This is a genomic window from Paenibacillus naphthalenovorans (assembly GCF_001465255.1).
Taxonomy (GTDB): Bacteria; Bacillota; Bacilli; order Paenibacillales; family NBRC-103111; genus Paenibacillus_G; species Paenibacillus_G naphthalenovorans.
On sequence record NZ_CP013652.1, the window covers coordinates 1,136,672 to 1,151,924 of the forward strand.

Here is a 15,253-nt window from a genome sequence, read left to right on the forward strand (position 1 = left end):
AAGAGCAATGAGCATATTAAGAGAACTGCTTCAAGATATCCCGATTCCGCAAGTAGTCAAGATCCGGCAAAAATTCAATGGAGACAAGCTGGAGAATCCGGTCGAAGAGTTGGTTAAAGAGCTTGGGAAGCCCGGGGCGATCGACCGAATCAAGCCGGGGCAGCAGGTCGCCGTCGCTGTGGGCAGCCGGGGCGTGGCTAATATCGCCGCGTTGACCAAAACGACGATAGATGCGATTAAACAGGCGGGAGCGCACCCGTTTATCGTTCCGTGCATGGGAAGCCACGGAGGAGCAACGGCTGAGGGGCAGAGGGAGGTGCTCCATCACCTTGGCATAACCGAGGAAGCGATGGGCGCGCCGATCCGTTCCTCCATGGAAGTGGTGAAGATCGATCAGCTTCCCAACGGTCTGCCGGTGTATGTGGACAAGTATGCTTCGGAAGCGGACGCGATTATCGTTATTAACCGTGTGAAACCGCACACCGCCTTCCGCGGGCCGATCGAAAGCGGAATTATGAAAATGATTTCCATCGGCCTCGGCAAACAGAAGGGGGCGGAAGCGTGCCATCAGCTCGGATTTAAATATATGGCGGAGAATGTGCCTGCCATGGCGCGCATTATGCTGGACAAACTGCCGATCGTATTCGGAATTGCGCTGGTTGAGAACGCCTATGACCAAACGTGTATCGTCGAGGTTCTGCCCGCGGAGCAAATTGAGGAGCGCGAGATCGAACTATTGAAGATCGCCAAAGCACGGCTGCCTAAAATTTTATTCGATCAAATCGATGTGCTGGTCATTGATTATATCGGAAAAAATATTAGCGGAGACGGCATGGACCCGAACGTGACCGGCCGCTATCCAACGCCTTATGCGCATGGCGGACCGGACGTATCCAAGATGGTTGTCCTCGATACGACGCCGGAGACCAAAGGCAATGCAAACGGGGTGGGAACGGCCGATTTTACAACCCAGCGCCTGGTGGATAAAATGGATCTGGCTGCCACGTATGCCAATGGCCTGACGTCTACCGTTTGTGCGCCGACCAAAATTGCGACGACGCTCGAAAACGATTTTTACGCCATCAAAGCCGCAATAAAAACATGCAACATTCTGGATTATACCAAATGCCGCTTGGTACGGATTCAAGACACGCTGCACCTCGGTGAAATCGAGATTTCCGTGAATTTGCTGGAAGAAGCAAGGCTTCATCCGGACATTGAGATTTTAACCGAACCATACGACTTGCCATTCAACAAGGAAGGGAACTTGATTTAAATGATTGGTTCGTCAGTACAAAAGCCTTATATCATTTCAGCGGATATCGGCACCACGAGCACCAAAACGCTTGTGATCGACCGGAGTGGCAGAGTGCTTGCTTCTCATTCCGTGGAATATCCTTTGTTTACGCCTGCGCCTGATATGGCCGAGCAGGATCCGGATGAAATCTTCCAAGCGGTGCTGACCGCTGTTCGTACGGTGGTACGCAAAGCCGCCGTTTTGCCGGGGCAGGTGCTGTGTGTATCGTTCAGCTCGGCGATGCACAGTCTGATGGCGGTGGATAAGGAACTGCGGCCGCTGACACGCTGCATCACTTGGGCGGATAACCGCAGTGCAGCTTACGTGAAGGTGCTGAAAGAAGAGTTAAATGGACTTGATATTTACCGGAATACGGGAACGCCGATTCATCCGATGTCCCCGCTGCTTAAGCTGATGTGGTTCCGCGACCATCGGCCCGACCTGTTCGATCAGGCCTACAAATTTATCGGAATTAAAGAATACGTATTTGCCAGGCTGTTCGGTAAGCTGGTCATCGATTATTCCATAGCCAGCGCCACGGGGTTGTTCAATCTGCGCAGGCTGGAATGGGACGAAGGAGCGCTCGCGGCCTGCGGCGTTCGACGCGAACAGCTGTCTGACCCGGTACCCACGACCTGCGTCCTGCAGGGCATGAACGCGAATGCTGCCGCTTCGATGGGGCTCGCGGAAGATACTCCATTTGTAGTGGGGGCTTCCGACGGCGTTCTGGCGAACCTCGGCGTAGGAGCCCTGGACCAGGGAGTGTATGCCGTGACTATAGGGACAAGCGGCGCTGTGAGAGGCGTCGTGCGCGAGCCGGTGACAGATCCGCAAGGCCGGTTGTTCTGCTATGCCTTAAAGGAGGATTTCTGGGTCGTCGGAGGGGCGATCAACAACGGTGGCATCATGTTCCGCTGGGTGCGAGACCAGTTAGCCACGGCGGAAGCGGAAGAAGGCCGGCGCCGCGGAATGGATCCGTATGATTACTTAACGGCGCTGGCGCGCGAAGTATCTGCGGGCTCGGACGGATTGATCTTTCTTCCGCTGCTGTCCGGAGAACGCGCGCCTTATTGGAACGCGAATGCTCGCGGCGTCTTTTTCGGATTATCCTTGTATCATCAGAAGAAACACATGATTCGCGCCGTGCTCGAAGGCGTCATGTACCGGATCCATTCGGTCGTGAAGGCTCTTGAGGAGCTGGGCGGTCCGACCAGGGAAGTGCGCGCCTCGGGAGGGTTTGCAAGATCGCCTTTCTGGCTGCAGATGATGGCCGATGTGCTTGGCACGGACGTCGCCGTACCGAATACCATTGAGAGTTCCGGTCTCGGGGCGGCCCAGTTAGGCATGCTGGCGCTTGGAGAGATCGCAGACTTCTCCAGCGTGCATGATTGGATGCATGTGGAACAGTCGCTTCAGGCCAGTGAGCGGAACCACGAAATATATCGACAGTTGACAAAAATTTATAATCGTGTGTACCATCAGTTGAAGGACGAGTTTGATGCCATCGCCGCTTTCCAATTGACGCACACGCAATCCTAAGGGGGCTTTTCGACCATGAGCATGAATTTATTCGATCTTACGGGAAAAACAGCCGTCATCATCGGCGGCAACAGTACTTTGGGCGGCGCCATGGCAGTCGGCTTGGGCGGACACGGCGCGGATGTGGCGATTGTAGGACGCAACATGGAGAAATCCGAAGAGGTGGCCAAGCGTGTGGAGGAGGCGGGAGGTAAAGCGCGATGCTTCTCTGCCGACGCGACCAACGCAGACGATCTGAGGCGGGTATTGTCGGAGGTTCTGGCTTGGACGGGCCGCTGCGACGTGCTGATGAACTGTCCCGGAATGAACAGCCCGACGCCGTTCTTTGAGCTGCAGATGGACGAATGGGATGCGATCATGGATGTAAATCTGAAAAGCGTGGTGTTGGCTTGTCAAATTTTTGGGAAGCATATGGTTGATAAAGGCGAGGGAGGCAGCATCATCAATATTTCCTCCGTTTCCTCCGAGCCTCCGCTCTCCCGCGTATTCACTTATTCCGCTTCCAAAGCGGCGGTCAACAACGTGACGCAGTTTTTGGCGCGCGAATTTGCGCCGGCGCGAGTGCGCGTGAACGCTATTATTCCAGGCTTCTTCCCGGCTGAGCAGAACCGTAAAATCCTGTCGCCCGACCGGGTTGATGCGATCATGAGGCACACGCCGATGAACCGGTTCGGCGAAGCGGAGGAGCTTCAGGGGGCTGCCGTGTATTTGGCCTCGGAGAAGGCGTCCGGCTTTGTTACGGGAGCCCTTCTTCGGGTGGACGGGGGCTTCGGGGCGATGACGATCTAGAGAGAGCTGCTTTTCTTTTTGAAATCGTCAGCAATTCACTAAGGATAAGGAAGGAAGAGAGAGACTTATGTCGAAACAACAGGTTGGCGTAATCGGACTTGCTGTCATGGGCAAGAATTTGGCTTTGAATATCGAAAGCAGAGGATTCAGCGTTTCCGTATACAACCGTTCCCGCGAAAAAACCGATGCGCTGTTGTCCGAATCGCCGGGCAAGCGATTGGTCGGTACATACAGCATTGAGGAATTTGTCGCTTCGCTTGAGAAACCGCGTAAAATCTTGATCATGGTCCAAGCCGGAAAGGCGACCGACGATACGATTAATCAGTTGATTCCCCATCTTGAGCAGGGGGATATTATCATCGACGGCGGCAACGCGTTCTTCCCGGACACGCAGCGCCGTAATAAAGAATTGCAGGCGCACGGCCTCCGTTTTATCGGTACCGGCGTATCGGGTGGCGAAGAAGGCGCTTTGAAAGGACCGGCGATTATGCCAGGAGGACAGAAGGATGCCTACGAGTTGGTGGCTCCGATTCTGACAGCCATTTCCGCTAAAGTAAACGGCGACCCTTGCTGCACATACATTGGTCCGGACGGCGCTGGCCACTACGTCAAAATGGTGCATAACGGAATTGAGTATGGAGATATGCAGTTGATTTGCGAAGCTTATCAGCTGCTGAAGGACGTCCTGGGCGTTAATACTCGGGAGCTTCATGAAATATTCGCCGACTGGAACAAAGGCGAATTGGACAGCTATCTGATTGAGATTACGGCGGATATTTTCACCAAATATGATCAGGAAACGGGCAAACCGATGGTTGATGTCATTCTCGACTCGGCCGGCCAAAAGGGAACAGGCAAATGGACCAGCCAAAGCGCACTTGATCTCGGCGTGCCGCTTTCCATCATCACCGAGTCGGTATTTTCCCGCTTCCTTTCCGCCATGAAAGAAGAACGGGTGGCCGCAAGCAAGGTGCTTAACGGTCCGAAGCTGGCAGTATTCGAAGGCGACCGCAAGGAATTTATCGAAGCCGTGCGCAAAGCGCTGTATGCGAGCAAAATTTGCTCCTACGCACAGGGCTTCGCTCAAATGAGAGCCGCAAGCGAAGAATACGGATGGGATCTGCAATACGGCAACATCGCCATGATTTTCCGCGGCGGCTGCATTATCCGCGCCCGATTCCTGCAAAACATCAAGGATGCGTATGACCGCAATCCGGAACTTAAAAACCTTCTGCTTGACGAGTACTTCAAGGGGATCGTGGAAAACTATCAGGAAGCATGGAGAACCGTGGTGGCGACCGCCATTAGCCGCGGCATTCCGGTGCCAGCCTTCGCTTCCGCGCTGGCCTATTACGACAGCTATCGGACGGAGCGTCTGCCTGCTAATCTGCTGCAAGCGCAGCGGGACTATTTTGGAGCTCATACGTTCAAGCGCGTGGACAAAGAAGGAACCTTCCATTACCAATGGATGGAAAACTAAGCCTTCTCATCATTTAGAGCGGCCTGCCTGAGCGAACGGGTTCTGGCCGGATGCAATCCGTAAGAGGCCTCGGCCAGCCAAAGCTTCAGCCGGTCGGCATCCTGATCGAATCCGTTGCGCCGTTGAATCAGCATCAGGGCGATTTCAGCAAAATAGCGAAAGTTTTGAAGCAGTCGTGGCTGGGAAAGATCTTTTAAATTCGGATCTTCCTCGGCCACCTTTTTTTTAATGAATTCGAGCATCCAGACAATGTCTTCCTTGCAAAGGGGCGTGGAAGAATCTAAGATTTGCTGGAGCTTCAGATCTGTTGCCAAGGGTGCGGGAACCTTCGGGTTCGAGAGGGCATCGGGTACCATAATAAAGGATCTCCTTTCGCAGCTATACAGCATTATCAGCTTGACTGTTTAAGCTGGGATTTATTCACATCCATCATATGTGTTCACTAAACTTTCTATTCACGTTGGGACAAGCTGTGATATGATAGGGTAAGTTTAAAGACTTTAGCCAGAGGTGCAGCATGGAAATGAACCGCAATATTGTACTGGTCGGTTTGATGGGATCGGGCAAATCGACAGTAGGACAAGCGCTGTCCGCCAAGTTGGGCTGGACCTATGTCGACACGGATTCAGAGATCGTAAGAAGCCAAGGCATGAGCATCAGCGACATGTTTGCCAAGTTGGGAGAAGAGGCGTTTCGGAAGGCGGAAAGCGAAATCATAGGGAATGTGCTGAAGCGAAGCGAGCAGGTTGTCTCTACGGGCGGCGGAGCGGTACTGCTTGAACTGAACCGCCTTGCCATGAAAGAGAACGGGTTTGTCGTTGCTCTCTTTGCCTCGGTAGAGACTATTATCGAGCGCGTTAAAGGGGATCAAAGCCGCCCGCTTCTTCAAGGTCATCTGGAGGAACGGGTAAAACACATTGCGAAAAGCAGGGAACATGCTTACGACTTTGCGGATTTGAAGGTGGATACGGATGGCTTACCGGTAGACCGCATCGTCGAGATCATATGCAGCAGAATAGGAAACGCTTAGAGCGTTTCCCATTCCAGCATCCCGCCGGTCATGTTTTTGAGTCCTTTGAAGCCTTGCGCTTCCAGGTATTCATAGGCTCTGCCGCTTCGGTTGCCGCTGCGGCAGACGAGAATCGTTTCTCCATCCTGCGGAATTTCCGCAAGCCGTTCGGGAATTTGCATGAGGGGAATCGACTTCGCGCCCGGAATCATCCCGAGAGCGATTTCTTCCGGTTCGCGGACATCAAGAATAAAAAGCTTCTCGCCGCTCTCGATTCGCTGTTTGACTTCTGCTGGAGTGATCGTCTGCATGGAATAGTCCTCCTTATGGGGATAGCCTTATGGCGAATGAATTCATCATAACGATTTCATCATAATGAAAAAATAGAAGCTGTGTCAAACCTATTCATGCCGCACACCAGGAGGGATATAGAGATGACAGCAGTATACATAGGTCTGGCGGGTGTGGCCGGAGCCTTGGCCCGCTACGGGATGTCTCTTGCTTTAAACCATGGGAACTCACATTTCCCTTGGGGGACCCTGCTGTGCAATCTTGCCGGTTGTTTGCTGCTGGGCCGATTCGCTTATTCTGTGAGACTGGGCCGGTATCCCCGGATCAGAGCTGCCGTGACGACGGGATTTATCGGATCGTTCACGACGTTTTCCGCCCTAAGCTGGGAGTTTTTTGAATTGCTTGGGCACGGACAGTATGCAAGCACCGCGGTTTACTTTTTGATCAGCTTATGGGGCGGGCTGTTGTGCGTTCATCTTGGCCGACGTTCCCATGTCCTGTTTGCGAAAAGGGGTTCTGCCGAGTGATGTCGAATACATTGCTGTATATGGTTTTGGTGGCCGCTGGAGGCTTCGGGGGAGCGATCAGCCGATATTGGATGAGCGGGAGGATCGCCAAGCGGTTTCCCGGCCCGATTCCTTACGGTACGCTTTCAGTTAATGTCCTGGGAGCCTTTTTGCTCGGCTGGCTATGGGGCCATGGGGCGGATACCCGGATGATGGCTCTGCTCGGAAGCGGATTTCTCGGGGCTTTCACCACATTTTCCACTTTCAAGCTGGAGTCTTGGGACCTGATGGCGCAAGGCCGCAAGCGTTCCGCCTGGATATATATGGGACTCACTTATACGGCGGGGATAGCCTTTGTTTATTTAGGATACATCATATAAGGAGAGATACTTACGATGAGAGCAATTGTTAAACCAACGCCGCGCCTGGAAGGAACGATCAATGCGCTGTCTTCCAAAAATTACACGACTCGCTATTTGCTGATCGGCGCACTGGCGGATGGAACGAGCACCGTGTACTACCCGGCTCACAGCGAGGACAGCGATGCGATGCGCCGATGCATCCGTGATCTGGGAGCGGTGATTGAAGAGGACGATGAGAAAATGACGATTCGCGGCTTCGGCCGCAATCCTAAACATGTGAAAGAGCTGAACGTTGGCAATGCGGGGGCTGTGCTGCGATTTTTGATGTCCGTGGCCGCTTTTTGCCCCGAAGTGACCTTTGTGAATACCTATCCGGACTCACTCGGAAAAAGACCTCATGACGACTTGATCGACGCTCTGCAGCAAATGGGTGTCCAGGTGGAGCATCGGGACGGCAAGCTTCCGATTACGATCCGCGGCGGGCAGCCGCGCGGCGGCAAGATCACGGTTTCCGGCAACGTCAGCTCGCAATTTTTAAGCTCGCTTTTGTTCATGACGCCGCTTTTGGAGGAAGACAGTGAAATTACGGTGCTTCATGACTTGAAATCCAAGGTCATTGTAGGGCAGACACTCGAAGTGATTGCGCAAGCGGGCATCCGGATCGAAGCTTCCGACGATCTGATGCATTACAAAGTTCCCGGAAGACAGCAATATCTGCCGCAAAAGTATGTAGTACAAGGCGATTATCCGGGATCGGCTGCGATACTGGCTGCAGCCAGCGTTACAAATTCGGATGTCTCGGTACTTCGCCTTTCCGAGGACAGCAAGCAGGGAGAGCGAGCCGTGGTGGACGTGCTGCGGGCGATGGGCGTGAACTTGACTCACGAGAACGATGTCGTTCGCGTACGCGGCAGCCAAAAGCTGAAGGCCGGTGAGTTTGACGGCGATCATTTTACCGATGCCGTTCTGGCCATGGTGGCGGCATCCCTGTTTGCCGAAGGCACTTCCCGTTTTTACAATGTCGAGAATCTTCGCTATAAGGAATGCGACCGTATTACCGACTTTGTAACCGAGCTGCGCAAGGCGGGCGCGGATGTGGAAGAAAGACAAAGCGAAATCATTGTCCACGGTCGTCCGCAAGGCATTGCCGGCGGCGTGGAAATCAACGCGCATTACGATCACCGCGTCATTATGGCGCTGACGGTTGCAGGATTGCGTTCGGATAAGGGCCTTGTCATTAACGATGCGCATCATGTAGCCAAGTCGTACCCGCAATATTTTGAACATCTCCTCTCTCTGGGTGCGAACATCGAGCTCGTACAGGAATAAAAAAGCCAGGATGAATAATCCGTTTGCGGCCAGGCGGTGTTTACATGATGACCATCTTGTGGAAAGGTATTCAAGTTACGTTAGGTCTCTTTCTGATTGCGGGACTGCTGTTCGCCAGCGGCGTTTTTGCCGTCCTGTTATACGGCAAAATCACCGGACAGGCATGGTTGAATGAACCCGTTTTAAGCGGACCCGTTGTCCATGCGGACCAATCGGCGCAGGGAACTCCGACCCCTAACGGGAATAACGCCGATGCTGCAGTAGAGAAGCCGGCAGAACCCAGACCCAAAAGCGTCGTGCTGGACGCGCCCGTTGTCCGCCAGCTTCCGGAGCTCCCTTCCGGCTGCGAGGTCACAAGCCTGACGATGCTGCTTCAGTATTACGGCGTGAACAAATCGAAGATGGAGCTTGCCAAAGAGATGAAGCGGGATGCAACTCCGATCCGTTACAACAAGGACGGCTCTATCGCTTATTGGGGCAACCCGAACCTGGGTTTTGTCGGAGAGGTGACGGGCGCGGGCAAAGGCTTCAGCATTTATCATACGGCATTGTTCGACCTGCTGAAGGCGTATGTGCCCACGGCTGTCGATATGACGCGGGAGCCGTTCTCTAAGCTTGAAGATCAATTGATTCAAGGCATTCCCTCTGTGGTGTGGACGACCATCGATTATAAAGTGCCGAGCAAATGGGTCGTATGGGATACGCCGATCGGACCGTTTCAATCCACCTTCATGGTGCATGCCGTATTGCTTGTGGGCTTTGACGAGGAGTATGTGTATGTGAATGATCCCCTGTCGGGAAAAGGCAAGCACAAGATTGAAAAAACACAATTTTTGGCAACCTGGGAAGCGATGGGGAGCCAGGCGCTCAGCTATACAAAATAATATGTGATAAGGAGTGAGCAGGATGCCGTTTCAAAATCCGTCTCGCGAGGCCATTAAAGAAATATTGGTGAATGCAAAGAATATTGCTGTGGTTGGCTTGTCCGACAAGCCCGACAGGGAGTCTTATATGGTGTCGGAGGCCATGCAAAAGAAGGGCTACCGCATCATTCCGGTCAATCCGATGGTCAACGGTACGATTCTGGGTGAAGCTTGCTACAAATCGCTGGCGGATATCCCGGAACCGGTCGATATCGTCAACGTCTTCCGGAGAAGCGAACAAACGGTTCCGGTGGCTGAGGAAGCGGTACGTATCGGAGCTAAGGTGTTGTGGCTGCAGTTGGGCATTTACAATGAAGAAGCGGCAGATATTGCCAAAGCCGGGGGGCTTGAAGTGATTATGGACCGCTGCATCAAGGTAGAGGATTCCATTTTGCTGCCTGGAGGGAAGTAAGTTGTTTCGGGAAAACCTGCAAAATCGTTTAGCTGTTTATTTGGTTATGGGGCTTGACGCTTATGAGGGAAGAACCGCCCTTGAAACGGCGAAGGCTGCTTTGGAAGGCGGCATTACGATGCTGCAGCTCAGAGAGAAGAAAGCGCCGTTATCCCGGGTTCTGAAGGAGGCCCGGCCGATCCGGGAATTATGCCGGGAGTTCGGCGTTCCCTTTATTGTTAATGATAGGGTAGACGTTGCCTTACTGCTTGAAGCCGACGGCGTTCATGTAGGCCAGGACGATCTTCCCGGCTCGGAGGCGCGCAGGCTGATGGGCAAGGACGCCATCGTCGGGATCTCCGCAGGGACGATGGAAGAAGTGGAATGGGCAGTGCAGAACGGGGCGGATTATCTGGGTGTCGGGGCCATCTACTCCACACTGACCAAAGGCGATGCAGGCGAGCCGATCGGCACCCGGCTTCTCGGCCAAATCAAGCAGCGCTGGAGCCGCATTCCCATGGTTGGCATAGGGGGAATCGGACACGGACAAGCCGCCCCCGTTGTAGCAGCCGGTGCGGACGGCGTAGCCGTCGTATCCGCCATTGTTCATAGCCGGGATCCGCGTCTTGCCGCCGAACGGCTGAAGCTGGAAGTGCTTGGCGCACGCTGACGATTGAAAAAAAGATCCGGCAAGGTTATAAAAAAAATCCTCCTTGAAGAAAATAAGAAAGGCTTTCGGAATAGAACGGACGAATGTGCGCCGGAACCGGAAGACTTCTTAATCTCATTCAAGGAGGATTTTCATGTATAATCAACAGGGCTTCCAAAACAATGTTCAAAATCAGGCAGGAGCTCATTACGGTTCCCAGTACCGCGGGTATGAAACCAAATACCAACCGGTGGGCTATGTTCAATCCCAGTATAACCAATCCTTGAACCAAGGAACGAACAATCAGTGGAATTCGTCTTTCGGTTCTAATCAAAACGCCGGATCTTACCACACCGCCAACTACCGCGGGAATCAAGCGGGTCATGATGCTTACCTGCGTTCGGATTCCAGCCAGCCGTCCCAAAGCCAATACAGCGGGTTTGCCAGTCAATCGAGCCAATTCGGCAGCCAGTACAACGCGGGAATAAGCCAACAATTCGGCGTTTCCAACCAACAACAATACGGACAATACCAGAACCCGCAGTCTTATCATACGGCGAACTACCGCGGGAATCAAGCGGGTCATGATGCTTACCTGCGTTCGGATTCCAGCCAGCCGTCCCAAAGCCAATACAGCGGGTTTGCCGGTCAATCGAGCCAATTCGGCAGCCAGTACAACGCGGGAATAAGCCAACAATTCGGCGTTTCCAACCAACAACAACAATACGGACAATATCAAAACCCGCAGTCTTATCACACGGCGAACTACCGTGGAGACCAACAAGGCCATGACGCCTATTTGCGCTCGGACTCCACACAGCCGTCTCAAAGTCAATTCGGGGTGAATGTCAGCAGCATCAACAGATATCAAGTCTGATTTATCGGGATTGGTTAAAAGGGACGGATATTCATTTCCGTCTCTTTTTTTCTTGCGGAGGCTTCATTTCATTGTTTGACAAAAAAGTGTCCAAGCCTTACGATCTTAATATGAAAGGGGGAGCGGCTTGCTTTGAATTGGATGGGAAACCTGCAGCAGCTTGGCCGATCTTTGATGCTGCCCACGATAACGCTTCCCGTTGCAGCCATTTTGCTGCGTCTCGGTTCGCTGCCTTGGGAACAAATGCAATTGCCCCAAATCGGGGAAATTTTAACGATGGCCGGGACGACGATCTTTACTTATTTGCCGCTGATTTTTGCCGTGGGCGTTGCGCTCGGCCTGACGGAGAGCGCGGGCATAGCGGGAATGTCGGCCTTAATTGGGCATTATATGTTCAGTGAATCGCTGAAGCATTTTTTGGGCGAATCGTTCCAGCTTGGAGTTCCGGGCGGGATTCTGATCGGTTTGCTGGCGGCGGTAATTTATCATCGGGTGAAGCATATTCAGCTTCCCGAATATATACAATTTTTCGGTGGCCCGCGGATGGTGCCGCTGCTTATGGGTCTGGCCATTTTTATTCTGATCGTGGTCATGATTCATATAGGTCCTGCTTTGGAATCGGGCATGCAAGCGCTGACGAATGTCATCTTGGGGCTGGGCGGATTCGGGACCTTCTTGTATGGAATCATTCACAGGCTGTTGGTGCCTTCAGGTCTTCATCACGTGTTTAATAATTTTTTCTGGTTCCAGCTAGGGGCTTACGACGCTAACGGTCAGCCGGTGTTCGGAGACCTGCCCCGTTTTTTTGCCGGCGATCCCGAAGCAGGGTTCTATATGGCCGGGTTATATCCGATCATGATGTTTGCGCTCCCGGCCATTGCGCTGGCCATTATCCATGAAGCGCGCGAAGACTTGAAGCCGAAAGTTCGCGCCACATTTTTAACCGCGGCGTTTGCCTGTTTTTTAACCGGTGTGACGGAGCCGATCGAGTTCGCCTTTTTATTCGTGGCGCCGTATCTTTTTATTGTGCATGCCATTCTCTCCGGTTTTGCGATGTGGATTGCATTTGCTCTGGACATCCACCACGGGTTCTCCTACGCGGCAGGCGCGATCGACTTTTTAATCAACCTGCACCTGGCGAAAAACGGCTGGCTCCTCATCCCGATCGGTCTGGCATACGGAATGGTCTATTACGTCTTGTTTCGTTGGGCGATACGCCGATTCCGCATCCCTACACCCGGCCGCGAGGAAGGCTCGCAGCTGGAAGAGTGGGCAGGGGATATTCCTTATCGTTCCCCGCTGATTCTGCAGGCCCTGGGGGGAAAGAACAACATCAAGAACATTGAAGCCTGCATTACCCGCCTTCGTCTGACTCTCGTCAACGATCGTCTGATGGACACCGCGGCGCTTAAGCATCTGGGCGCAGCCGGAGTCATCCGGTTGGGCGGGGGGAACGTGCAGGTGGTTTTCGGCACCTATTCCGAGCTGATCCGTGAGGAAATCAATAAGGCGCTGCGCAGGGACATTAAGCAAGTCCTGTTCAACTCGCCCATGCAGGGCCGCATGATTCCGCTGGAAGAAGTGCCGGACAAAATTTTTGCCGGGAAGATCGTCGGCAACGGGGTAGCTTTTCTCCCTGAAAAGGGGGAACTCGTAGCTCCTGTGGGCGGTAAGATCATCCATGTATATCCGTCGCTTCATGCGATTGGTATCGAAACGGAACATGGTCTTCAGGTACTGCTGCATATCGGTATCGACACGTCTCATCTTCAGGGGAAATATTTCACCTGCTTCGTTAAAGAAGGAGACCAGGTGGAGCCTGGTCAGCTGCTGGTTCGGTTCAATTTGAACAGGGTGAAAAAGAACAGTAAATCGCTGGCGACGCCAATGCTGATCACCAACGTCGATAAGGTCAAGTCATGGAGCTTTGCGCCTTATAAAACGGTGAAAAAAGGCCAGGCGTCCGTTATGTCGGTCGTACTCAAGGATGCCGTCACAGAGGGAGGGAACGCTTTTGATTGAGGGAATCGGAGCATCATCCGGTATTGCTATGGGCAAAGCTTTTGTCATCCCGACATGGGAATGGGACTTTCCCGATAAGCTGATCGATGTTGCGGATTTGGCTTATGAATTCGAACGGTTATATGACGGGATCCATCATTCCAAGGTGGAGATCGAGCAGATCAAGCAAGAGTTCGTCAGTGTACTGGGCGAAGAGCAGACGCAAATTTTCGACGCTCACCTGGCGATCCTTGAAGACCCGATCTTTATGAGCGAAGTGCAAGGGATCATGCAGCGCCAGTATAAGGCTGCGGAGGTAGCGGTCAAGGAAGCGATCGATAAATTTGTCAACATGTTCGATCTGCTGGACGATCATTACATGAAGGAGCGGGCGCTGGATATTAAGGATGTCGGCAACCGACTGCTCAAGCATTTGCTCGGAGCGCTCGAAGAGACGCTCCCTCCTAAGGATCAGCCGTATATTCTGGTAGCTAAAGAATTAATTCCTTCCCAAATGGTTCATCTTGACGTCAATCAAACGATGGGGATTGTTACGATGATGGGGGGCAAGACCTCGCACGTGGCCATCATGGCCCGCGCCATGAGCGTGCCTTATGTGCTTGGGCTTGAGGGAAAGCTGCAAACGCCGATTCAAAACGGAGATTACCTTATCATCGACGGAGATGAAGGGATCGTTTACGTCAATCCGGAGGAAGAAATTATTCGGCAGTACGAAGCGCGAAGGGAATCTTGGAAGGCGATCCAGGAACAGCTGCAAAAATTGGCGCACCTGCCTTCCCAAACCGAAGACGGCTGGCAGATGAATCTTGCAGCCAACATCAGCTCGGTGAAGGAGCTGGATTTGGTGATCCGCAACGGGGCATCCGGCGTGGGTCTGTTCCGGACGGAATTTTTGTACATGGACCGGAGCACCTTCCCGCAAGAAGAGGAGCAGTTTGTTGTTTACCGTGAGGTCGCCGAGCGGCTTCAAGGGAAGCCGGTCGTGATCCGCACGCTCGACATCGGCGGCGACAAGCATTTGGATTATTTGGCATTGCCCGAAGAGGAGAATCCTTCGCTTGGATACCGCGCGATACGAGTGATGCTGGACCGGACCGATTTGTTCAAGACGCAGCTGCGTGCCATCCTCCGGGCCAGTCATTACGGCAGCGTCAAAATCATGTATCCGATGATCAGCAGCCTAGAAGAGCTGCATCGGGCAAATGAATTGCTGGAAGAAGCCAAGCAGGAGTTGAGGGAAGCTAAAGTGCCCTTCAGCGAGGAGGTTGAGGTAGGCATTATGATTGAGCTGCCGGCATCGGTCATGATCTCCGACCTGCTGGCCCAAGAGGTTGATTTCTTCAGCATCGGTACGAACGATCTGGTACAGTACGTACTGGCTGTAGACCGGATGAATGAACAGGTGGCTCATCTGTACGATCCTTATCATCCTGCGGTGCTGCGTATGCTGAAGATGATCGTAGATAACGCCAAGCGGTTCAAAACGCATGTCAGCGTATGCGGCGAGCTCGCAGGGGATATACGCGCCCTGCCGATCTGGCTGTCGCTTGGAATTAAGGAATTAAGCATGTCGGTCCAAGCCATATTGAAGGTGAAAAACAGCTTGCTGCAAAGCAAATACAGCGATACCGAGGGCATATGGGACGAGTTGTCCAAATGTATGTCCAGCTCCGCTGTCATCGAGGTGCTCGGCCGCTATCTGGAGACTGATTTGGCGGAGGAAACCAAACCTCATTGGCCGGCAAGCGGCTGCTGTTAACCCGCTCGCCGTTGCAAGAGACGATCCATA

General features: G+C 53.1%; 16 protein-coding genes. 14 read left to right on the plus strand and 2 right to left on the minus strand.

Translation table 11 applies throughout. The annotated features are described in order from the left end of the window. Positions 1–7: 7 nt before the first annotated feature. From IJ22_RS05470 to gndA, 4 genes are all read left to right on the plus strand, one after another. Positions 8–1,276, plus strand: coding sequence for a nickel pincer cofactor-dependent isomerase, group 22 (locus IJ22_RS05470; protein ID WP_062407803.1), 1,269 nt, complete (start codon positions 8–10; stop codon positions 1,274–1,276). Then, positions 1,277–2,836, plus strand: coding sequence for a gluconokinase (gene gntK, locus IJ22_RS05475; RefSeq protein WP_062407805.1), 1,560 nt, complete (start codon positions 1,277–1,279; stop codon positions 2,834–2,836). It begins immediately after the preceding gene. Between the two features lie 21 nt (positions 2,837–2,857). After that, the gene (locus tag IJ22_RS05480) at positions 2,858–3,625 is read left to right on the plus strand and encodes an SDR family oxidoreductase (protein WP_171005874.1); all 768 of its coding nucleotides are present in this window, start codon (positions 2,858–2,860) and stop codon (positions 3,623–3,625) included. A gap of 67 nt (positions 3,626–3,692) precedes the next feature. Then, a complete protein-coding gene (gndA, locus tag IJ22_RS05485) occupies positions 3,693–5,105 on the plus strand; it encodes an NADP-dependent phosphogluconate dehydrogenase (RefSeq protein WP_062407809.1) in 1,413 nt (470 codons plus the stop codon). Here gndA and IJ22_RS05490 read toward each other — a convergent pair. Continuing rightward, entirely contained in the window at positions 5,102–5,461 is a 360-nt protein-coding gene (locus IJ22_RS05490) for a hypothetical protein (RefSeq protein WP_062407812.1), read from the minus strand. The genes gndA and IJ22_RS05490 overlap by 4 nt on opposite strands. Before the next feature lie 167 nt (positions 5,462–5,628). Between IJ22_RS05490 and IJ22_RS05495 the strand changes: the two genes are divergently transcribed. Beyond that, on the plus strand, positions 5,629–6,135 hold the full coding sequence (locus tag IJ22_RS05495; RefSeq protein ID WP_062410871.1) for a shikimate kinase: 507 nt from the start codon (positions 5,629–5,631) through the stop codon (positions 6,133–6,135). Here IJ22_RS05495 and IJ22_RS05500 read toward each other — a convergent pair. Beyond that, the gene (locus IJ22_RS05500) at positions 6,132–6,425 is read right to left on the minus strand and encodes a rhodanese-like domain-containing protein (protein WP_054818034.1); all 294 of its coding nucleotides are present in this window, start codon (positions 6,423–6,425) and stop codon (positions 6,132–6,134) included. The two genes, IJ22_RS05495 and IJ22_RS05500, sit on opposite strands and share 4 nt — an antisense overlap. A gap of 123 nt (positions 6,426–6,548) precedes the next feature. Between IJ22_RS05500 and IJ22_RS05505 the strand changes: the two genes are divergently transcribed. The 9 genes from IJ22_RS05505 to ptsP all read left to right on the plus strand — a co-directional run bounded on the left by IJ22_RS05505 (position 6,549) and on the right by ptsP (position 15,223). Continuing rightward, complete coding sequence (locus IJ22_RS05505; RefSeq protein WP_062407814.1) at positions 6,549–6,932, plus strand: FluC/FEX family fluoride channel; 384 nt, start codon at positions 6,549–6,551, stop codon at positions 6,930–6,932. Then, the gene (crcB, locus tag IJ22_RS05510) at positions 6,932–7,291 is read left to right on the plus strand and encodes a fluoride efflux transporter CrcB (protein ID WP_074728190.1); all 360 of its coding nucleotides are present in this window, start codon (positions 6,932–6,934) and stop codon (positions 7,289–7,291) included. The genes IJ22_RS05505 and crcB overlap by 1 nt, the downstream gene beginning before the upstream one ends. A 15-nt stretch (positions 7,292–7,306) precedes the next feature. After that, a complete protein-coding gene (gene aroA, locus IJ22_RS05515; RefSeq protein WP_062407816.1) occupies positions 7,307–8,602 on the plus strand; it encodes a 3-phosphoshikimate 1-carboxyvinyltransferase in 1,296 nt (431 codons plus the stop codon). Between the two features lie 47 nt (positions 8,603–8,649). After that, a complete protein-coding gene (locus IJ22_RS05520) occupies positions 8,650–9,486 on the plus strand; it encodes a C39 family peptidase (protein WP_082660980.1) in 837 nt (278 codons plus the stop codon). A 22-nt stretch (positions 9,487–9,508) separates the two neighbouring features. Beyond that, on the plus strand, positions 9,509–9,937 hold the full coding sequence (locus IJ22_RS05525; protein ID WP_062407818.1) for a CoA-binding protein: 429 nt from the start codon (positions 9,509–9,511) through the stop codon (positions 9,935–9,937). Between the two features lies 1 nt (position 9,938). After that, a complete protein-coding gene (gene thiE / locus IJ22_RS05530) occupies positions 9,939–10,586 on the plus strand; it encodes a thiamine phosphate synthase (RefSeq protein WP_054818037.1) in 648 nt (215 codons plus the stop codon). 133 nt (positions 10,587–10,719) lie between these two features. Then, positions 10,720–11,442, plus strand: a complete 723-nt coding sequence (locus IJ22_RS05535) for a hypothetical protein (protein WP_062407820.1) — start codon at positions 10,720–10,722, stop codon at positions 11,440–11,442. Positions 11,443–11,574: 132 nt separating this feature from the next. After that, complete coding sequence (locus IJ22_RS05540; RefSeq protein ID WP_062407822.1) at positions 11,575–13,464, plus strand: glucose PTS transporter subunit IIA; 1,890 nt, start codon at positions 11,575–11,577, stop codon at positions 13,462–13,464. Then, a complete protein-coding gene (gene ptsP, locus IJ22_RS05545; protein ID WP_062407823.1) occupies positions 13,457–15,223 on the plus strand; it encodes a phosphoenolpyruvate--protein phosphotransferase in 1,767 nt (588 codons plus the stop codon). Before IJ22_RS05540 ends, ptsP begins: the two co-directional genes overlap by 8 nt. Positions 15,224–15,253: the final 30 nt, after the last annotated feature.